The sequence below is a fragment of the Hymenobacter sp. DG25B genome (assembly GCF_000801315.1).
Taxonomy (GTDB): Bacteria; Bacteroidota; Bacteroidia; order Cytophagales; family Hymenobacteraceae; genus Hymenobacter.
The window spans coordinates 677,067-697,330 of the sequence record NZ_CP010054.1 but is presented as its reverse complement, the minus strand read 5'-3'; the positions used below and the strand labels follow the sequence as shown (position 1 = coordinate 697,330).

Below are 20,264 nucleotides of genomic sequence, written 5' to 3'. Positions count from 1 at the left end.
GCCTAATTCATTCCTCTGATAAACGGAATCTGCCCTTCGTGGCCTTTGTAGTCTGACCAGCGCAGCACGTGCCAGCCCGCGCGCAGCACGGGCAGGCGCAGCGGCACAATATTGAGGCCCGGCTGCAGCGTGAGTACCTGCGTTTGCAGCTGGCGGCCCACGGCATCATACACCCGCAGCAGCAGCTGGCCTTCTGTCTCAATTAAAAACTGAATGTTGGGGGTTTCGTCGGTTACGGGGTTGGGAAAAAGCTCCAGCTGATTGGCCTGCAGGGCACTATCCCGCACCCGGGCCGGGGCAGCGTAGTCAATAACGCCGCCGGGACGCACCACACCTACGCGGTAGTAGGGCCGGCCGGCCGGCGGGGCGGCATCCGTAATGCTGTAGGAGCCGGCATCGGAGGCGGCTACGCGGCCGATGGGCTCCCAGGTAAGGGTATCCAGGCTGCGCTCAATCACAAACTCGGTTACAAAGCACTCCTCCCGGGTGGTCCAGAACACCTGGTTCTGGCCGGCCAGCACGGTTTGCGGATCTACGCGCACCAGCGGGGCGGGGAGCATGGCCGCCGGTCCGCAGCCCAGGTTCCGGAAGCTGCGGGTGGTTAGCACAAACCGGCCGCCGGCAATGTCGCTCTCCGGGTTCAGCTCCCGTTCAGACTGCTGCCGCCCGTAGGCGTAGTGCATCACGGCGCCGGGCAAAATGAGGTGGGAGAGCTGCTGGGCGTGCCCCAGCTCGTGCAGCACTACGGATTCAAAATCATACTGGGTGGCGGAAGGCAGCCCCGGGCCATACTGCCAGCTTTGCACGTCATCAAACACCATATCAAACTCCTTCACGGCAAATACTATCTGGCCATCGGGGCGGCGGCAGCCGGTGTAGTAGCTGGTAGTGCGGCCCAGCACGCGGGCGGGTAGCTGGCTGCCGCCATCGAATCCCAGCGCGTTGATGTTGTCTTCCGCTTCTATGGTGCCGGTGCGGGTGTCGCCTACTTCCCAGTTTACGCCGGTATTGCAGCGCCAGGTGGCCAGGGCCCGCGCAAATGCCGGCAAAGCGCCACGGCTTATAAAGTCCGGGGTAGGCTGAATGGTATAGCCGCCGCGGCCGTTGCGGTTGGCGTGGTTGGGGCGCACTATGTCTTTGCTATTCTGCTCCTGCACGGTGCTCACGGCATATATTACAGTAAGCGTAGCTAAGCTGGTACCGGCATCCTGCCCATTGGTAGTAACGCGCACCGTGCCGCTGCCGGCCGCCTTGCCGCCCTCACCGTAGGTGGGCACCAGCACTTTAATTTCGGAGTTGGTCCAGCTGATGTAGTCCGTAGCCTGAGGCTTTACCAGCGTCTCCCCGCCATCATCGGCATTGCGGAACTCTACAAAGCCACTGCCCCGCGTAGCGCCAAAACCAGTACCCCGGATGGTGAGCACCTGGCCGGTGCCGGCGGTAATGCGCAAGGGCGTGAGCGTGCTGATCAGCACTGCCTGGGGGCGGCCTACTGCCGCCTGCCGGCGCACCGCCGCTTCCTGCAGCCGCAGATTGGGCTGTATGGAGCGCAGCGCCCGGCCCGTGGCCTCTTCCAGGCGGGCATAAAAGGTTTGGTCGAGGGCGGCATACTGGCGGAATGGCTCGGCGGCCGTGCCACGGGCCAGATCATACCGAATAAAGCCCTGCTCACTGCCGTAGGCCATCCAGCTGGCCGCTGGGGCGCCGGCAAAGTTGGCCGGGGTCAGGTAGAAAATACCCTGCTCGCCGGGGCTAAGGGTGAGCGTATTGGTCAGGCGCTGCTGATCCAGGCCAACCGTGCCGCCTTCCGTTATCAGGGTAAGCTCGGGGCTGGTATTCTGCCCCTGAAACACCTTATATATACGGAGGCGGTGGGCGGTATAAATGCGCTGGTGGGCGGCATCCCAGAAGCTTTTCGCGCTTAGCACTTCGCCTTCCAAAATAAGCCGGGCCTGCTGCACCCGCTCGGCTTCCGGCAAGGGCTGCAGCAGGCAGCGCAGCTCCTGCTCGGGGGCCTGGGCCCGTGCCTGTAGCAAGCCGGCAGAAAGTAGCCCGGCCACCAGCAGCGGCCGCAAAAGGGTAGATAATTTCATGTAACAGCCGAGCTAAAAGTCGTTTGGCAGAAGTACGGAGTTTAGGCGGGTTGTGGCGTTCTGACACCCTGGAATCAGCAGAAAAACAAAATACTTAGAAGCTAAAACAGGCTACCCTGCACCGGTTGGGGAATGATGCGGGGTGGCGCCACCTCCAGGCCCGTTAAGGTATGCAGGCGCTCCAGGAAATACTGCGTCCAGATGGGGGCATGCATAATGTCTTTCTGATGAATGAAGAAGTAAACGGTTTGCAGCCCGGCAGCTAACCAGGCGGCCAGTCGCTCGGCCCAGGCATCAGCGCGCTGGTAGTCGGTGGACACCAGGCCGTGGCCGTTAAAGCGCACGAAGGCTACGGGCGTGGTCAGGCGCTGGGGCAGCACGTCGCGGCGGCCGGCAACATCGGTTATCACCAGAGTTTTGCCCAGGGCTTCCAGCATTTCAAACACAGATTCGCGCAGGGCGTTATCGGCAAACCAAGCGGGGTGGCGCAGCTCTACGGCCAGGGGCACTTCGGCAGGAAAATCGAGCAGGTAGCGCTCCAGCCGGGGCAGCCGCTCGGGCCCGAAGTGCGGCGGCAGCTGCAGAAAAGCCATTCCCAGGGCCGGGCCCAGTTCCAGAATAGCCCGGCAGAAGGTAGTGGTGAGGTCATCGGCATTATACAGCTCCCGCTCGTGGCTGATGCTCTGCGGCATTTTAGGGCAGAAGCGGAAGCCCTCCGGCACGGCCGCCCGCCATTTGCGCACGGTGGGCGCATCAGGGATGCGGTAGTGGGTGGTATTCAGCTCAATGCTGTTAAACTGCCGGGCATAATGGCTCAGAAAATCTGCCTCTTTGGCGCCGGCCGGAAAGTAAGATCCCAGCCAGGCCTTATTGGTCCAGATGGGGCAGCCCACAAACACCTGGGGCGGGGCTGCGGATGGGGCCGTGCGGGCCAGCACCGCGGCAGTGCCGGGGTGGTCCGGGGGCAGGCGAAAATCAACGTAGCGCAGATCAGAAAGGCGACCAAAATCCATACGGCAAGATACGAGGCAGTCTACCTCAGCGGACGTCTATGTTCATAACAAATAATCGGCACCTATGCAACCAGGGTTTCGACTACTCGACGAGCTGATAGCCAAAATTTTTTATCTCCCTTATTGTCTAATTTTCTTGGATTCCAGTCAATCGTCCCTTAATAATTCAAAAAAGTGCATCAACCAAGAGTAAGCGCAATTTTTTGTGAAAATTTATTGCATATATTTTGTACAAGTTTTATCGGAAAAAGACAATAACAAAGCTAACACTGGCAGCTCTCCTTTGGAAGTATCCCACCGATTTAGGATTGTGCTAATAGTTTTGCCACCCTTCACCAACGCAACGAACACTATGAAGTTACTCTACCGAATGGATGTATCGGGCTTGATGATGGCACTACTTTGTTTGCTGCTATCTGCCCCGCTCAGCACTGCCTGGGCTCGTACAGAGACAATAGAAGAAACCCCAACCGGCAAAACCGCCGCTAAAAAAACCGTACTGCGGGGCCGGGCCTCCTGGTATGGCAAAGAACACCAGGGCCTGCGCACCAGTAGCGGCGAGCGTTTCGACCGGTTTAAATATACCTGCGCCCACAAAACGCTTCCCTTCGGCACGCGTTTGCGCGTAACCAACCCCAAAAACGGCAAGGCCGTGGTAGTCCGGGTTTCCGACCGGGGCCCCTTCCGCCACCAGCGCATCCTGGATCTGGCCGAAGTAGCCGCCCGCCCGCTGGACATTATCCGTATGGGCGCCGTATCAGTAGTGGCGGAAATCGTACCTGACGATACCCCCCTCGGCCCCACGGACGCCCCCGCGAATCTGGCTGAGCTGACCACTGATTCTGCTGCTACCACGCTGGCTACCGTAATTGAGCCCGGCGCTACCGAAGCCGCCGATGCGGTAGTGATTCCGCAGCCCGCCCCCACTTTTGTTATTCAGGCCGGCACCTACGGCGATGCGCGCAACGCCCAGGCCGTGCAGGCTAAAATCCTGGCCCTCGATAAAACCCTGTCTGTGAGCATTGCTGCTTCTACCGTGGATGGCCGCGCCCTGAACCGCGTGCTGGTAGGGCAGTTTGCCTCGCCGGCGGAAGCCGAAACCACCCGCCGCAAGCTGCAGGAGTGGGGCATCAGTGGCCTGGTAAGGCAGAAAGAGAATATTTAGCGTAGAGATTGGTTATATAAAAGCCCGTCAGACTCAAGCGTCTGGCGGGCTTTTTTGTGCGCCTTGCAACGCTGGCCGGGGTAGTTGGAATCATGGTGGGGCATTCTGTTTCTCTATTCCTTCTCCCTACTTCATTGTATGAAAAAGCAGTTGATGCTGCTGGGCGGCGCTACGCTGCTCACTATATCCGCCTCAGCGCAAACAGAAAAAGGCACCGTCATGCTGGGGCTTTCTGGTGGTAACTTTGGTTACTCCCACAATGCAAACAGTAATGGTTCCAATATTTCAGCGAGCCTGTCGCCCAGTGCTGGTATTTTTCTGTTGGATAATTTTCTGGTAGGTACCAGAGTGAATGTTGATTACTCATACTTCAGTCAGAATACCTATACCTCTACTCCTATAACGCCCTACCGCTATACCCACCAAGGAATAGGCTATGGTCTGGGCCCTTTTGCTCGTTACTATGTTCCCAGTGGCAGCAAGCACCGCTTTTTTGCTGAAGCGGGAGTTGCCCTGTATCATTCGCGCTTTCGGGCTGAGACCAAGCAACAGGGGGAAGCTACGGTGCAGCAGAACTCCAGAAATACCTATTCGGGCTTCCATGGCGCAGTAGGCTATAATTACTTTTTCACCCCAAACATTGCCCTGGAAGCTACGGCCGGGTATTACCATACTGATCTGGGACAGGCCTATTCAGGCGGCAACCTACGTGGGCAGTTGGGCCTCAGCATCTTCCTGCAAAAGCGCCAGCCTGCCGCCCCGCAGCCATAATCATACAGAATTACTCCTTATAAAAGGCGGCCCGTTGAGGTCGCCTTTTTTCGTGCGCGCCGTTTTCTGCTGCCCGGCAGTTGCAATTTGCGGCCAGGATTCTACCTTAAGCGCCCAAACCATCGGTGCACTATGTTTCAGTGGATGAAAGCCTTTACCGCCGTGCTCATCAGCCTGCTGCTGACGTGGGTGCTCAATGTCAGGCAGGGCGACGTGCCGCCCATGGGCAAGTTCCTGAGCCCCTTCCGCGGGTTCTGGCAGAACGCGGAGCGGGAGCAGGATTTCCCCGCCCAACAAACCCTTACCCTGCCGGGCCTGCAGCAGCCCGTGCAGGTGCGGTTTGATGATAAGCGCGTACCCCACGTGTTTGCCCAGAACGACCACGACCTGTACTTCGCCCAGGGCTACCTTACCGCCCGCGACCGGCTCTGGCAGATGGAATTCCAGACCCACGTAGCCGCCGGGCGCCTCTCGGAAATAGTAGGCGAAAAGCGGCTGGAAACCGACCGGTTTTTCCGGCGCATGGGCCTGCCTTTTGGGGCTAAACGCTCTTTGGCCGTGATGATGGCCAACCCCACTACCCGCACCGTGCTGGAATCGTACTCGGCGGGCGTAAATGCCTATATCAACTCCCTCACGCCGGCCACGCTACCCTTTGAGTACAAGCTGCTGAACTATACCCCCGAGCCCTGGCAGCCGCTGAAATGTGCGCTGCTGCTGAAGTTTATGGCCTGGGACCTGAGCGGCCGCACCGATGATTTGCGCCTCTCCAACATCCTCAGCAAATACGGCCCGGCGGTGCTGAAAGACCTATTTCCGGACTACCCCCTGCGCGAGGACCCCATTGTGCCCGTGGGCACCCCGCTGGATTTTAAGCCCGTGCCGGTGCCATCCACACCAAAGGAATTTTCGGCTGAACTATCCAACAACACTCAGCGCAATGAGCCGGATGCCGAGCTGGGCTCCAACAACTTCGCCGTCAGCGGCAGCAAGTCAGCCTCCGGCTTTCCCCTGCTGGCCAACGACCCGCATTTGCAGCTGAACCTGCCCAGCATTTGGTACCAGATTCAGCTCTCGGCGCCGGGCGTGAATGTGTATGGCGTGACTATTCCGGGCGCACCCACCGTTATTATTGGGTTTAATACCGATGTGGCCTGGGGCGTAACCAACGTGGGGGCTGATGTGCTGGACTGGTATCAGTTGAAGTTTAAGGATGCCTCCCAGCGCGAATACTGGCACGATGGCCGCTGGAAGCCCATCCGGCGCGTGGTGGAGCGCATAAAAGTGCGCGGCCAGCCCGACCGCCTGGACACGGTGCTTTACACCCACCACGGTCCTATTGTGTACAACCACGATGAGAAACCCTTCCTTTCGCAAACGCCCATCCGGCACGCCATGCGCTGGACGGCCCACGACGGCGCCAACGAAGTGCTGGCCTTCTACCGCCTCAACCGCGCCCACTCCTACCCCGATTACACTGCGGCCCTCAGCACCTACGGCTCCCCGGCCCAGAACTTCATCTTTGCCGATGCCGGCAATGATATTGCCATCTGGCCCAATGGCCGCTTCCCGCTGAAATGGCGCGACCAGGGCAAGTTTATTCTGGATGGCACCAACCCCGCCCACGACTGGCAGGGCTGGATTCCGCAGACGCAAAACCCGCACGTGAAAAACCCGGCGCGCGGCTTCGTTTCCTCGGCCAATCAGTTTTCCGCCGGGCCCGATTACCCGTATTATCTGGGCTGGGAGTTCGGTTCCTGGGACCGGGGCCACCGCATTAATCAGCGACTGGCCCGCATGACCGGCGCCACCGTAGACAGCCTGCGGCTTTTGCAGAACGATAATCTGGGCATTAATGCTCAGCTCATGCTGCCCCGCCTGCTGGCGCTCCTGCGCGGCCAGCCGCTCAGCCCGGCCCAGCAGCAAGTAGAACAGACGCTCAGCCGCTGGAACTACTTCTACGATGCCGGGGCTGTGGGGCCTACCGTATTTGAGCTGTGGTACAAAACGTTGCTTAAGCAGCTTTGGGAGGATGACTTTGGCCTCCAGGCCGGCCCGGAAATGCGCTACCCTTCCCGCGACCGGACTAATACCTTACTCCTTACTGAAGACCACAGCCCCTGGATTGACGACCGCCGCACCCCAGCCGTGGAAACCCTCCCCCAGCTGGCGCGGCAGTCGTTCCAGTTTGCGGTGGATTCCCTGCAGCGCAAATTTGGGCCGCTGGGCCCAACCTGGAACTGGGCAAATCAGAAAAGCACCGATATTCTGCACCTGGCCCAGCTGCCCGGCTTTGGCCGGATGGATATTGTGTGCGGGGGCGGGGCCGGCATTGTGAATGCTACTTCCGAGCGCAACGGGCCTTCCTGGCGCATGGTGGTGGCCCTGGGCCCGCAGGTGCACGCCTTTGGGGTATTTCCCGGCGGGCAAAGCGGCAACCCCGGCTCCGCCCACTACGATGACCTGATTGAAACCTGGCGCCTGGGCCAGCTGAACGAGCTGATTTTCCTGCGCTCGGCTACGGAGGCCAACCCACGGATAACTACGGCCTGGTCGCTTACTTCTCAATAACTTCTCTGCCTTGTTATGGTGCTTTTTCTCTTGATTCTGGTGCTGGCGGCCATTGCGCAGCTTTTCATGCCGTGGTGGATTATTACGCCGCTTTGCTTTGCGCTGGCTGCCTGGCGCGGCCGCAAGGGCGGTCAGGCATGGCTGGCCGGGTTTGCCGGGGTAGGGCTGGGTTGGCTTATCCTAGCCAGTTGGCTGCACGTGCGCACGGAGGGCATTCTAAGTCACCGGGTGGCGCAGTTGCTGCCTCTGGGCGGCCACGGCTGGGTGCTGGTGCTGGTAACGGCAGTACTGGGCGGGCTGGTAGGCGGCTTTGCGGCCCTGGCTGGCACGTGGGTGCGGCAGGCTGTGCTAAGTCAGCGACAAGTACCGGTGGAGCCACTGCAGCCGGCAGCCAGAAAATTAACGCTTTAAGAATGTATTATAGAATTGTCATGCTGAGCGCAGTCGAAGCATCTCGCTAGTGTAGTAAACCCATACGAAGCGGTAGAGATGCTTCGACAAGCTCAGCATGACGGACACGTCGTTTTTAGTGAAATTTTAAATCCGCTTTAATAGCGGGAAATAAAGGCGAAGGCTTCCAGCGTATAGCGGGCGGCGGAAGTAAAGTGGTTGCCGCCCTCAATGGGGTGCAGCTCTACCTGCGTGGCGCCGCGGCTGCGCATGGCCTTGTAGGCATCTTCGGAGTTGAAATAAGGCACGTAGTCGTCTGCGGTGCCGTGGAAGAGGGCCAGCGGCGCCGTGGGCTTCCAGTCGTACACGTCGTTGTTAAGGAAGGCGGTGCGCATGGGCTGGTCGGTGTTGCTGAGGATGGCCTGGCGGAAGGTGGCGGTGAACAGCTCAGTGGCTTTGGTGGGCACCGCACTAAATGGATTGAGCTGGAGCTGGCCGGCCCAGGGCTGATTAAAGTAGTAAGGGAACGGCCGGTTGATGCCATATACCTTATTATAGGTATCCAGCACCCAAACGTAGGAGCTCAGGAAACTCAGCGGCTTATCAGAGCTTAGAATATAGTTGGCGAAGACCGTTTTATGGTAGGCACCGGCCCCGGGCGCGCTGGCCGTTACCGTAAACTCCCGGGCATACTTTTCCTCCATCAGCTTGTGCAGGGCCATGGTGGCATAGCCGCCTTCGGAGTAGCCCAGCAGGAAGTTTTTCTGGTTAAGGGGTAGCTTTTCCCGCTGACAAAACTCCCGGGCCGCGCGCATCATATCCAAAGAAGCCGAGGCCAGCGAGGGGCCGTGCTCATAGGGGTGCGCCTGCGCTTTAGAAGCACCGTAGCCAATATAATCGGGGGCGGAAACCACGTAGCCCGTAGAGGCCAGCAACGATACTGCCGACCACACCTCGCTGCTAGAGCTATAGTAGGAAGGCGCGCGCCGTTCCTCATCGGGCTGAATAGTGCCGTGCTGGTAGCTCAGCAACGACAATGGCTGACTGGCCACGGGCACCAGCAAAGCACCGGAAGCCGTAATGGTTTGTCCCGCCGGGTTTTGGGTAGAGTAAGTAAGCTTATACACCCGAATAGGATATTGGGCCAGCGCCCCGGCCAGCGGCACGCTGCTTACCCGCTGGGCCAGCACGGCCGGGCTGTATTCGCCAATAAGCGTGCTGCTGATGAGGTGCGTGGCAACCGGAGTAGCCGGCGTGGCCGTCGGCGCGGGCTGGGCCGCCTCGCTCTTGCAACCAGTAGTAACCGAGAAAAACAGGGAAAGCCAAAGCAGGCCCGTAGCCAAGGGGCGCAGAGAACGGTGGCGCGGGTTTAAAACTGTCACAGCGGAAAGCGTCAAGCATGAGTTGTTGTTGGGTATAACACCAGCCCAGGCAAATAATTCACCCTTCGTTTTCGCCTTTTATCAGCTTCCGGGGCTGGACAAAAAGCAAATTTTTAAATCTTAATTAAAAATCTAGTTTTATAACTAAAAAATTAGTTATACATTCATATCACTTACTATCAAACTCAATTATGCAACCTTCTTTTCCTGAGCTGACCCGTGCCGAGGAGCAAGTGATGCAGGTACTCTGGCGCCGGGGCCCTTGCTATGTAAAGGACGTGCTACCCGAGCTACCGGCCCCAACCCCGGCTTATAACACGGTTTCTACTATCATCCGCATTCTGGAGCAGAAAGGATTTGTAGGCCACGAGGCCTTTGGGCGCACACACCGCTACTTCCCCCTGGTGGCGCAGGATGCTTACCGGCGGTTTTCGTTGGGCAAGCTGCTGGGTGGCTACTTCGGGGGCTCCTTCTCCCGGCTGGTTTCCTTTTTCGCCCAGGAAGAAAACCTCAATGCCGCGCAACTGGACGAGCTGCTGCGCCACGCTCAGGCATCTACCCCATCAACCCCACCCGCCAATGAACCAGGTTCTGCCCCGCCTGCCGACGATGCTCCCACTGCTTAGCTGGATGCTGCAAAGCACCCTATGCCTGGGTGCATGCTGGCTGCTATACCGCTATGTACTGCGGCAGGAGCGGTTCTTCGCTTATAACCGCCGGTTTCTGCTCTTCACGCCCTGGCTTGCACTGTTGCTACCCGGCCTGCTGGCCCTGGCCGGGCCGTGGCTGCCGGCCATGCCAGCCCCTGGCAATGGCCTGCTCAGCGGCGGTTTGCTGCCGGGGCTCACTATTGCCGGGGCCGCGGGCGGTGGCAGCCCTGCCCTCTTACCTACCGAACTCCCGGCTTGGCTACCGCTGCTCTATGGTGGCGGGGTATTGGTGCTGCTACTCCGGCTCGGGTTTCACCTGGGCTGGTTGTGGCTGGCTACGCGCCGCTTTCCCCGGGAGGCGCGGCCGGGCTACGTGCTGGTGCATACGGGTGGGCAGCGCCCCACCAGCTCTTTTGGCCGCTGGATATTCTGGGATGACAGTGCGGCACTTTCCCCCGCCGAGGCCCGCGCGGTGCTGGCCCATGAGCTGGCCCACGTGCAGCAGGGCCATACCGGGGAGCGGCAGGGGCTGGAGCTGGCGAGGGCGGTGCTGTGGTTTTGCCCTTTCGTACACCTCTTCCCTGCTGCCTTAACGCAGGTGCATGAGTTTTTGGCCGATGATGAGGCCCTGCGGGCCACTGCGCCTGCCAACACCTTTGCGGTATCTGGCACTAAACCCTATACCGCCCTGCTGGCCCGCCTGGCTCTGCGCCAGCTCCATCCCAACTTACCGCTTGCGCATTCCTTCACCCAATCCTTTACCTTAACCCGTATTCGTATGCTTACTTCCCAAACGCCTGCCCGGCGCTGGAAGCAGTGGTTGCTGCTGCCTGTCGCTACTCTATTGTGCGTGGCCGTAGCCTGCGAGCAGGCCCCGGAAATGGAAGCGGCTACCCCACCTCCACCGGCGGCGCCGGCTTTATCATCCGATGCGCTGACTCCGCCCCCGCCCCCTCCGCCGGTTCTTACCCGGGCGGAAGTAATGCCCGAGTACCCGGGCGGCCAGATGCAGCTGCTCACCACTATTGGTAAAAACACGCGCTACCCTGCCATAGCGCTGCAGCAAAAGCTAGGAGGGAAGGCATTCGTAAGCTTTATCGTGAATACGGACGGCAACATAACGGCCGTAGAGCTGAGAAAAGGGGTGGACGCACCGGCCGACAAGCAACAAGCGGCGGCGGCCCTGAACGAGGAGGCCCTGCGCGTAGTGCGGGAGCTACCGGGCAAGTGGACGCCCGGCCGTGACCAGGGCAAAGCGGAAGCGGTGCAATACACCATCCCCATCAGCTTTGCCCTGAAGCCCTTAGCTCCCCGGAGCTAAATGCCCTAATTTTCTACGCCAGCGGTTTGCAGCCGCTGGCGTAGTCTTTTTAAGCTGGAGGGTGGATTATGAAGTTAAACTATAGCAAGCTGTTTGATTTTTACCTGGAATTGTGAGAATTCCTGCCAGCTGGGTTTCTGGGAGTTGACCGTAAAGCCGTAACTTGCCAGAGCAATTCTGTTTTACTCCGCTTACTTTTCTTCAGTGTTTCAATTTCGTGCTGGCGGCCCTTTCAAGGTCTCATTGCTGCCCTTACTGGGCCTCGCTTTTTCTCTTACTTCCCTTTCCGGCTGTGGTACCCGCACCGATGGCGAAACCCCGGATACCAAAGCCACAGTAGAGGCTGCCAAGCCGGTGGTAATTGACACGCTGGCCCTGAAAAAGCAAGCCATGCAGCGGGACTCGCTCAAGGCTGACTCCATTGCCAAGAAAAACGGACAGCTGCCGGGCGCCATTCTGCCGGGGCACCGCATCATTGCCTTCTATGGTAATATCCGCTCCAAGGGCATGGGTATTCTGGGCCGCGAGCCGAAGGACCAGATGTTCCGCAAGTTTGAGAAAGTACTGGCCGAGTGGCAGGCCGCCGACCCCAGCATTCCGGTGCAGGCTGCCTTGCACAACGTAACCATCACGGCCCAGGGCACCCCCGGCAAGGACGGCAAGTGGCGCCTGATGAACTCCAAAGCCACCATTGCGGAAGTAATGAAGTGGGCCAAGGAGCACAACTGCATTCTGTTTCTGGACGTGCAACCGGGCCATAGCACGCTACAGGCCGAGCTGCCTAAGCTGGAGCAATACCTGAAGGACCCAACCGTGCACCTCGGCATCGACCCCGAGTTTTCGCTTTCCACTATGCCCGGCGTGCGCCCGAACCAAAAAATCGGTACCCTCGACGCTAAGGACGTGAACTACGCGGTGAGCTTCCTGGCCCGCATCGTAAGTGAAAACAACCTGCCGCCCAAGGTGCTGACCGTGCACCGCTTCACGCGGAAGATGATTACCAACTACAAAAACATCAAGCTGGACCCCCGGGTGCAGATTGTGATGCACATGGACGGCCACGGTGAACCGACGCTGAAGAAGGACTCCTACCACGACTACATTCAGACCGAGCCCGTGCAGTACACCGGCTTCAAGCTGTTCTACGAGTATGATGCCCGGCCCAAGCCCCACCACATCATGACGCCCAAAGAAGTGCTGTCGGAGCTAACGCCCAAGCCACTGTATATTCAGTATCAATAATAGGGCGTGAGGGTAAGTGGGTTTGAGTTTAGGGGTTTCTTCTCTCCTGCTTATCCCGACGTACTACTCAACAATAAAAGGACGCAACAAAAAGCCCCGACCGAATTAGGCCGGGGCTTTTTGTTGGGCAGGTACTTCCTAAACTCAAACCCTCCTACCCTTGCACCCTAACCCTAGTGCGCCGCGTTCAGGTCTACTTTCTCGCCGGGCTTGGCACGCTTCACCAGGAAAATGAGCGGCACACAGATCAGGAAGAAAGTACCGATCATGAGGAAGGTTTGGGCATAGGTGATGATGGCGGTTTGCTTCATCAGCATGCCTTCCAAGGCGGCGTAGGCTTGCTGCTGAGCCTGCATCATGCTGGCGCCTTTGGACATGAAGCTGCCAATCAGACCCTGCAGGCGTTGTTGCGTTTCGGGGTCGTAGAGGGAGATGTTAGGCAACAGGCCCACCCGGTTCTGCATGGTGCTGCGCTCCAGGTAAGTACCCACCAGCGCCACGCCAAACGAGCCGCCCAGCTGCCGGATCATGCCGGTGAGGCCGGCCGCCTGGCCCGCTTCTTTCCCACTGATACCCGCCAACGACATGGTGGTAATAGGCAGGAACAGCAGGCTCAGGCCCAGGCCACGCAGAAGCAGCGGCCAGAAAAAGTCACTTTCGCCGGCCGTAGGCGAAATCTGCGTGCTCATCCAATAAGAGAAGACAAAGAAGATAACGAAGCCCACCGGCAGCATAAACTTCTGCGACACGCCCTTCTGAATAGCCTTGCCCACTACAGGCATCATAAAGCCGGAGAGCAGTGCGCCGGGCAATAGAATTTCGCCGGTTTGCGCGGCCGAGAAGCCCAGGATGCGCTGGCAGAAAATAGGGAATACAAACACGGAGGCAAACAGCCCGAAACCCAGAATAAACGACAGGAAGGCGCCCACGGCCAGGTTCCGGCTCTTGCCCAGCACCCGCAGGTCTACAATAGGCTGCTTGGCCGTAAGCTCGCGCCAGATAAAGCCCACCAGGCCAATAACGGTGAGGAAGGTGAACAGAATGATGTTGCCGTCCTCAAACCAATCCTTGCTTTCGCCTTGCTCCAGCACGTACTGCAGCGAGCCTACACCCAGAATCAGGAGAAAGACGCCAGCCCAGTCAATTTCGCGCAGGGGCCTGGGTATGGCGTTCTTGATGCGTTCCGGGTCGCGGATAAACAGGATGGTGAAAATGGAGGCCATAATGCCCACCGGCACGTTCACGTAGAAAATCCAGGGCCAGTCGTAGTTATCTACAATCCAGCCGCCCAAAGTAGGGCCAATGGTGGGGCCAATGATAACGCCCATGCCAAACAGCGCCTGGCCCAGCGCCAGCTGGCTGGGCGGGAATGTATCAATGAGAATAGCCTGGGAGGTAGCCATGAGGGCGCCGCCGCCCACACCCTGAATAAAGCGGAAGGCCACCAGCTCCCAGATATTGGTGCTCTGGCCGCACGCTACCGAGGCCAGGGTGAAGAGTATTACCGAGAACAGGTAGTAATTCTTGCGGCCGAACTGCTCGGCCAGAAAGCCCGTCATTGGAATTACAATAACGTTGGCAATGGCGTAGGACGCCACCACCCAGCTTACCTCCTGCTGCGTGGCCGAGAGGTTACCCATCATCTGGGTAAGCGCCACGTTCACAATGCTGGTATCAATCAGCTCCAGCAAGCAGCACATAACCACCGTTATAACGATGATCCACTTGGTAAATCCGGTTTCCATGCGGCGAAGTTGTGAAATGGTGAAGTTGTGAAATGGCTACAGTAACTTGATAGCCACCTGCACAACCCCACACTAGTTGGTATGAATGAAGAGCTTCTTTTGCCTGACCAGTTATCCTTTAATGAGGATATGCGCAGACGGACAAAGCAAGCTGCGCTGCGGATAATCCGCCTTTTTCAGCAGTTGCCCCGCACTGGCGAAGCATCAGTTTTGGGCAAGCAGCTTCTGCGTGCTTCCACCTCCGTAGCCGCTAATTTTAGGGCAGCCTGCCGGGGGCGCTCTTCGGCGGAATGGTATGCCAAGCTCTGCATTGGTGTAGAAGAAGCCGATGAAACGCTCTTCTGGCTCGAGCTTCTCGGTGATGCCAATATCTTCAGCAAAGCCCGGTTAGCCAATTTAGAGCAGGAGTACAAGGAGATTGTATCCATTCTGGCCAGCATTAGAAAGAAGGCAAAGGCCAAATCGTAAAAGGGGACGCTACTTTACTTCACAACTTCACCCTTCACAATTTCGCTACCTGACCTCTACCGTGGCCGTCACGCTCATGCCGGCGCGCAGCGGGTGCTCAGGGTCTACTTTATCCAGCACGATTTTTACGGGTACGCGCTGGGTTACTTTTACAAAGTTGCCGGAGGCGTTATCGGGAGGCAGCAGGGCAAAGCGTGCGCCGGTAGCCGCCGAGAGGGACTCAATGTGGCCTTTGAACTCCTGGTTGGGATAAGCATCTACTTCCACTTCCACGGGCTGGCCTACTTTCATGTGGGTCAACTGGGTTTCCTTGAAGTTGGCAACCACCCAGGTTTTCTCGCTGGCTACCAGGCCCATCAGCTGCTGGCCGGGCTGTACTACCTGGCCGGGCTGCACGCTTTTCTTGCTCACAATGCCGTTGCCGGGCGCCTTAATAGTAGTGTAGCTCAGCTGCAGCAAAGCGTTGTCGAGGTCGGCTTGGCGCTGCTTTACAATGGCTTGCGCCACAGCTACCTGCTGCTGGGCGGCTTCTACCTGCTGGCGGGCTACGCTCACCTGGTTGGTGGCCGTGGCCCGCTGGGCGCTGCTCGATTTCAGGTTAGCCTGCACGGCATCCAGCTCGCTCTGCGGAATGATGTCTTCCTTGCGCAGAAACTGGCTGCGCTTCAGGTCCTTCTCCAGCTTGGCGCGGGTAGCATCGCTCACCCCAATGGCCGACTGCGCGGAGCTGACATTGGCCTGGGCCGTACCTACGGCCGCCCGGGCTGCCGTTACGTTGGCCTGAGCCGCGGCCAGGGCCGCCTCCGCCGAGTTAACGCGCTGCTGATAATCGGCGGGGTCCAGGGTGATGAGCACGTCGCCGGCTTTCACCATCTGGTTGTCCTGCACTTTCACTTCCAGCACCGGGCCACCCACGCGGGGCAAAATGGGATACACGTCGCCTTCTACCTGGGCGTCGTCGGTTTCTTCATGATGCTGACCAAACTGGTAGCGCTGCCAGCCAAAGTAGGCGCCTACCAGCAGAATTAGGGCCATAATGGCCATAATAAAAGGACGCTTGGAGCGGCCGGCCGGCTGCTCTTCTACGGCAGCATCATACGGCGGCGGGCCAACGGGTTGCGAAGCAGCGGCTACAACTGGCTCTTGATGAACGGGGGTTGCCATGGCAAAAAATATTGGAGAGGATGTGTTGACAAAAAGAAGTAAGCAGGCGGGAAGCGCCGGGCACGTAGGTGGGTTCTTCCCTCAAAAAAGCTACGCCGACTGGCGGTATTCATTGGCGGGGCGCGCCTTCACCAGCAAAGTGGCACAGGCAGCCTTGCGTACTACGGCCTCGGCTGTGCTGCCCACCAGAAAGCGCGTGAGCCCGGTCTGCCCGTGCGTCCCGATAACAATCAGGTCGGCGTGGCGGGTTTGGGCTTCGGCCACAATTTCTACGGCGGCTTCGCCCTGCAGCAGCCCGGTACTTACCCGCGCGCCGGCCTGCTCGGCCTGGGTGCGGTAGAAAGCCAGCTGCCGGTTAGCTGCGTCGGGGCCAGTGGCCGGTACTGTTAGCGAGGGCTGGGGCTCCAGCACATGCAGCAGGTGCAGCTCGGCCCCGGTACCGGCTGCCAGCGCCGCCGCGTAAGCAACCAGCGGCGTAGACACAGCCGAGAAATCAAGCGGGCAAAGAATCAGCGACAGGTTCATGCGCGTGGGGTGTGGTCAGGGAGTGGATTTACCAGATTTGCTCGCCGGTAGCGCGCTTCAGTTGGTACTGGCCCTGGGTATAGTTGTAAATAGCCTGCAGGCGGGCCAGCCGGGCCTGGGCCAGGGAGGTTTCCGCGTCCAGCACGTCCAGGTTGGTGCCTACATCATAGCGGTAGCGGGCTTTGGCGCGGGTCAGGGCATCACTGGCCTGGTTGATCTGCACCACGGCATTGTTGTAGCGCGCGGTGCTGGCCTGCAGGTTGTTGGCGGCCTGGCGGACATCAGCGCGCACCTGCTCCTGGGCATCCTGCGTGCGGGCCTGGGCCCCGCGGATGCTGGCCTGTGCCTCTACCCGTTGGTTTTTGTTTTTGTTGCCATCGTAAATCGGCACGGAGAGCTGCACCACGCCCACGGAGTTGGGGCGAATCCGGTCCAGGTTGGGCAGATAGCCGTTTTTGGCGCCCAACTGCGCGCCCACGCCCAGCACGGGTTTGTTGCTGCGCTCAATAAACTTCAGGTTCATGGCCGCGGTGTTTTCGGCGTCGCGGGCCATTTTAATTTCGGGGCGGGTTTCGGTGGCTTTGGTCAGCGCCGCTTCCACGTCTACGGCCTGCGGCTGGAAGGCCAGCGTGCCGCGCACGGGCACCTCCACGTATTCCGGCTTGTGCAGCAGGCGGGCCAGCTGTACCTGCTGGTTGCGCAGCTGGTTCTGGAGGTCAATCTTCACGTTTTCGGCCTGCGTAATGCGCACCTGGGTGGTGGTTACATCAAATTTGGTGCTCACGCCGCCTTCCACGCGCTTTTCCATCTCGCGCTCATGCTGGCGCAGGGAAGCAATCTGCTGGTCCTGCACCTTAATGCTTTCGCGCACAAACAGGATATTATAGTAAGCTTGAGCGGCGGCATAAGCCAGGTCGCGGCGCGTAACGGCAATCTGGTCCTGCGCGGTCAGCCGACGGCTTTCCGCCAGATTATAAGAGGCTTCCTTTTTACCGAAGTCCAGCAGCCCGTATTGCAGGGTAATGTGGGCATCGTAGTTATTGTTGGGGGCCAGCTGGAATTCCGGCGCATCCGGCGCCAGCTGCAGCTTTACTACCGGGTCGATGCGGGTGTAAGTAGCCGTGCCAGTTACCTGGGGCAGGAAGCCGCCGCGGGTTTGCTGCACGCGGCTGGTAGCGGCATTTACTTCTTCTTCCAGGGAGGTAATAGCCGGGTTAGCATCCAGCACCGAGCGGATGGTACCGTCCAGCGTTAGAGAATCAGACAAAACAGGCCCTTGTTGAGCCTGTGCGCTGCCAGCCAGCATCAGCCCAAAAGCAAAAAGCGGAACAGCGAGTGAAGATCGGGAAAGCATGGTCAATCAGCTTGTGTGTGCTGGCCATGTACCCAACTATGTGCCAGAGGAGGTTCATACTAGAATTTCACGCTGAAAAATGCGTCTGATACACTCTAAGGCCACTTTAATTTTATTTTAATGTAATTCTGAACAAAGCATACCATAGTCTGTTTTTCTCAAATATCAGGAATCCCTATATCCATCTTCCTGATATTTGAGGATTAAAGCCCCCATCTATGATTGCCGAAGACGAATCCCTGCTGCTTTATCTCAACGAAGCCATTGCCACCACCCGGGACAAGGACTCGCTTTTCCAGATTGTAACGGAGAAGCTGCGCCTTATTTTTCCTTTTGATATGATTGCCGTGGTTACCCTGGACCCCGGCCTGCAGCACAAGCGCATTTTTCTGCGGCAGTATTTCAATGAAGCCTCCGGGGATGAAGCCGACCTGCTGCCCCGGGAGCGGCCCCAACGCACGCCCGTGGCGGGCTCGCCGGTAGAAATTATGCTGCAAAACCCCATAGTGCAGGTAATGGACATTGCCCAGGCCAGCACCACTTACCCTGGCTCCGTGGCTTTCCAGCGTATGCTCACCAATGGTATGCACTTCCTCACGGTGGTACCGCTGCGCACGGCGGGCACCCTGATAGGCTTTATGGCCCTAGCTGCCCGCCGCCATCCGGAGCTGCCGCCCGCCGACCGTGAGCTGCTGGAGAAAATCGGGAGTCTGGTGGCCAGTGCTATTTCCAACACGCTGGCGTTTGAGGAAGTGGCCCAGCGCGAGCGTGAAAAGTCCCTGCAGCTGGCCGTGAACAACGTATTGCTCAGCATTAAGGAGCGGGAGCCCCTGTTTAAGGCCGTAGTGCAGGAGCTGAGCCAGGTGGTGCCGTTCCAGTATTTTGGCATCCGGGTACAGCGCAACGGCGAGCCCCTGAAGGCATTTGCCGAGTTTTCGCGCACCTCTGAGGCGGAGCCCTTCCTGGCCCTCGACCCCGACCGTGGCCCCGACCCACAGGAGCGGGAGCAGATGTACCAGCAGGTAATGCATTTGTTGATGCGCCCTGCTATCTATACCAATCAGGAGTTTGATGCGCTGGCCCGCCGCTACCCGCTGATGCGGCAGGTGCGGGAGCAGCACAACACCCGCGCCCTGCTGATTGCCCCCATCTGGAACCGCCCCGACGGCGCCGCCGTGCTTACCCTGGCCGACTCCCGCCCCGATGCCTTTCGGCAGGAAGACCTGGACGTAGTATTGAGCCTGGTGCCCCAGATTGCCCTGGCCCTGGAAAACCTGTTTGCCTTTGAGCAGATAGAAGCCCTGCGCACCCAGGTAGAGCAGGAGCGCACCTATCTCATTGATGAAATCAACACCACCACCAATTTTGAGGAGGTCATCGGCAATAGCCCCGTGATGCAGACCGTGCTCCGGCGCGTGGCCCAGGTAGCCCCCACCGATACCACCGTGCTCATCACCGGCGAAACGGGCACTGGCAAGGAGCTTATTGCGCGGGCCCTGCATAACCTCTCGCCCCGCCGCGAGCGAGCCCTGATCAAGCTAAACTGCGCCGCCCTGCCGGCCCAGTTGATTGAAAGTGAGCTGTTCGGACACGAGAAAGGCTCCTTTACCGGCGCCACCGACCGGCGCATGGGCAAGTTTGAGCTGGCCGATGGCGGCACTATTTTTCTGGACGAAGTAGGCGAGCTGCCCCTGGATTTGCAGGCCAAGCTGTTGCGCGTGCTGCAGGAAAAGGAGTTTGAGCGCATTGGCGGGCAACGCGTCATTCACAGCAACGCCCGCGTTATTGCCGCCACCAACCGCGTGCTGGAGGATGAGGTAGCCGCCGGCCGTTTCCGCGCCGACTTATACTACCGCCTGAACGTGTTTCCGGTGCGCCTGCCCGCCCTGCGCGAGCGGCCCGAGGATATTGAGCCCCTGGCCCGCTACTTTCTGGAGCGCTTTACCAAACAGATGGGCCGCCCCGTACGGGGCCTGCGTGAACGGGATTTGCAGGCCCTGCGGGCATACCCGTGGCCCGGCAATATCCGGGAGCTGGAGCACGTACTGGAGCAGGCCGTGATTGTAAGCCAGGGGCCGTTTCTGGAGTTTGCCGGCTTTGCAGCCACCGCTGCCCAGGCCAGTCCGGCTCTACCCGATTTTTCTTCTCCCCTGCTTACGTTGAAGGAGCAGGAGCGCCAGCATATTCTGGCGGCGCTGCAGATCACCGGAGGCCGCGTAAGCGGGCCCAACGGCGCGGCCGTGCTGCTCGATATCAACCCCAAAACCCTGGAAGCCCGCATGAAAAAGCTGGGCATCCGGCGCACGGTAGTGGCGGGAGAATAGCAGCAGAGCTAAGATTAAAGCTAAAAAAGCTAGTTCCCCGCCTTAGCTAAGGCGGGGAACTAGCTTTTAGTTTATTATAAAAACAG

Annotated in this window: 16 protein-coding genes; 9 read left to right on the top strand and 7 right to left on the bottom strand. The window is 59.0% G+C overall.

Annotation, left to right across the window (positions count from 1 at the left end; all coding sequences use genetic code 11):
• Positions 1–2 precede the first annotated feature (2 nt).
• The gene (locus tag PK28_RS03030; protein ID WP_048825499.1) at positions 3–2,093 is read right to left on the bottom strand and encodes a matrixin family metalloprotease; all 2,091 of its coding nucleotides are present in this window, start codon (positions 2,091–2,093) and stop codon (positions 3–5) included.
• Between the two features lie 101 nt (positions 2,094–2,194).
• The gene (locus PK28_RS03025; RefSeq protein WP_044511262.1) at positions 2,195–3,106 is read right to left on the bottom strand and encodes a DUF72 domain-containing protein; all 912 of its coding nucleotides are present in this window, start codon (positions 3,104–3,106) and stop codon (positions 2,195–2,197) included.
• Positions 3,107–3,458: 352 nt separating this feature from the next.
• On the opposite strand from PK28_RS03025, the gene PK28_RS03020 reads away from it, so the two are divergent.
• The 4 genes from PK28_RS03020 (at position 3,459) to PK28_RS03005 (ending at position 8,024) form a co-directional block, all read left to right on the top strand.
• Positions 3,459–4,271: a septal ring lytic transglycosylase RlpA family protein gene (locus PK28_RS03020; RefSeq protein ID WP_082016929.1), complete on the top strand. Its 813-nt coding sequence runs from the start codon at positions 3,459–3,461 to the stop codon at positions 4,269–4,271.
• Positions 4,272–4,409: 138 nt separating this feature from the next.
• Positions 4,410–5,042: an outer membrane beta-barrel protein gene (locus tag PK28_RS18795; RefSeq protein WP_048825497.1), complete on the top strand. Its 633-nt coding sequence runs from the start codon at positions 4,410–4,412 to the stop codon at positions 5,040–5,042.
• 144 nt (positions 5,043–5,186) lie between these two features.
• Positions 5,187–7,613, top strand: coding sequence for a penicillin acylase family protein (locus tag PK28_RS03010; RefSeq protein ID WP_231576208.1), 2,427 nt, complete (start codon positions 5,187–5,189; stop codon positions 7,611–7,613).
• Between the two features lie 15 nt (positions 7,614–7,628).
• On the top strand, positions 7,629–8,024 hold the full coding sequence (locus tag PK28_RS03005; protein WP_044511249.1) for a hypothetical protein: 396 nt from the start codon (positions 7,629–7,631) through the stop codon (positions 8,022–8,024).
• A 137-nt stretch (positions 8,025–8,161) separates the two neighbouring features.
• Here the strand turns inward: PK28_RS03005 and PK28_RS03000 are convergent, their stop codons facing one another.
• Positions 8,162–9,385, bottom strand: coding sequence for an alpha/beta hydrolase family protein (locus PK28_RS03000; protein WP_048825495.1), 1,224 nt, complete (start codon positions 9,383–9,385; stop codon positions 8,162–8,164).
• 191 nt (positions 9,386–9,576) lie between these two features.
• Here PK28_RS03000 and PK28_RS02995 point away from each other — a divergent pair, with 191 nt between their 5' ends.
• The 3 genes from PK28_RS02995 (at position 9,577) to PK28_RS02985 (ending at position 12,598) form a co-directional block, all read left to right on the top strand.
• Positions 9,577–10,011, top strand: coding sequence for a BlaI/MecI/CopY family transcriptional regulator (locus PK28_RS02995; RefSeq protein ID WP_082016928.1), 435 nt, complete (start codon positions 9,577–9,579; stop codon positions 10,009–10,011).
• Positions 9,965–11,356 (top strand): TonB family protein, encoded by a 1,392-nt coding sequence (locus tag PK28_RS02990; protein ID WP_197070461.1) that lies wholly within the window; start codon positions 9,965–9,967, stop codon positions 11,354–11,356. Before PK28_RS02995 ends, PK28_RS02990 begins: the two co-directional genes overlap by 47 nt.
• 204 nt (positions 11,357–11,560) lie before the next feature.
• Positions 11,561–12,598, top strand: a complete 1,038-nt coding sequence (locus tag PK28_RS02985) for a hypothetical protein (RefSeq protein ID WP_197070460.1) — start codon at positions 11,561–11,563, stop codon at positions 12,596–12,598.
• 173 nt (positions 12,599–12,771) lie between these two features.
• Here the strand turns inward: PK28_RS02985 and PK28_RS02980 are convergent, their stop codons facing one another.
• Positions 12,772–14,343: a DHA2 family efflux MFS transporter permease subunit gene (locus tag PK28_RS02980; protein ID WP_044511242.1), complete on the bottom strand. Its 1,572-nt coding sequence runs from the start codon at positions 14,341–14,343 to the stop codon at positions 12,772–12,774.
• A gap of 81 nt (positions 14,344–14,424) precedes the next feature.
• On the opposite strand from PK28_RS02980, the gene PK28_RS02975 reads away from it, so the two are divergent.
• Positions 14,425–14,811, top strand: a complete 387-nt coding sequence (locus PK28_RS02975) for a four helix bundle protein (RefSeq protein WP_231576207.1) — start codon at positions 14,425–14,427, stop codon at positions 14,809–14,811.
• Positions 14,812–14,856: 45 nt separating this feature from the next.
• Here the strand turns inward: PK28_RS02975 and PK28_RS02970 are convergent, their stop codons facing one another.
• The 3 genes from PK28_RS02970 to PK28_RS02960 all read right to left on the bottom strand — a co-directional run bounded on the left by PK28_RS02970 (position 14,857) and on the right by PK28_RS02960 (position 17,767).
• Positions 14,857–15,975 (bottom strand): HlyD family secretion protein, encoded by a 1,119-nt coding sequence (locus tag PK28_RS02970; RefSeq protein ID WP_048825493.1) that lies wholly within the window; start codon positions 15,973–15,975, stop codon positions 14,857–14,859.
• Positions 15,976–16,065: 90 nt separating this feature from the next.
• Positions 16,066–16,500, bottom strand: coding sequence for a universal stress protein (locus PK28_RS02965; protein ID WP_044511240.1), 435 nt, complete (start codon positions 16,498–16,500; stop codon positions 16,066–16,068).
• A gap of 28 nt (positions 16,501–16,528) precedes the next feature.
• Positions 16,529–17,767, bottom strand: coding sequence for a TolC family protein (locus PK28_RS02960; RefSeq protein WP_044511237.1), 1,239 nt, complete (start codon positions 17,765–17,767; stop codon positions 16,529–16,531).
• A gap of 305 nt (positions 17,768–18,072) precedes the next feature.
• Here PK28_RS02960 and PK28_RS02955 point away from each other — a divergent pair, with 305 nt between their 5' ends.
• On the top strand, positions 18,073–20,178 hold the full coding sequence (locus PK28_RS02955; protein ID WP_044511235.1) for a sigma-54-dependent Fis family transcriptional regulator: 2,106 nt from the start codon (positions 18,073–18,075) through the stop codon (positions 20,176–20,178).
• Positions 20,179–20,264 lie beyond the last annotated feature (86 nt).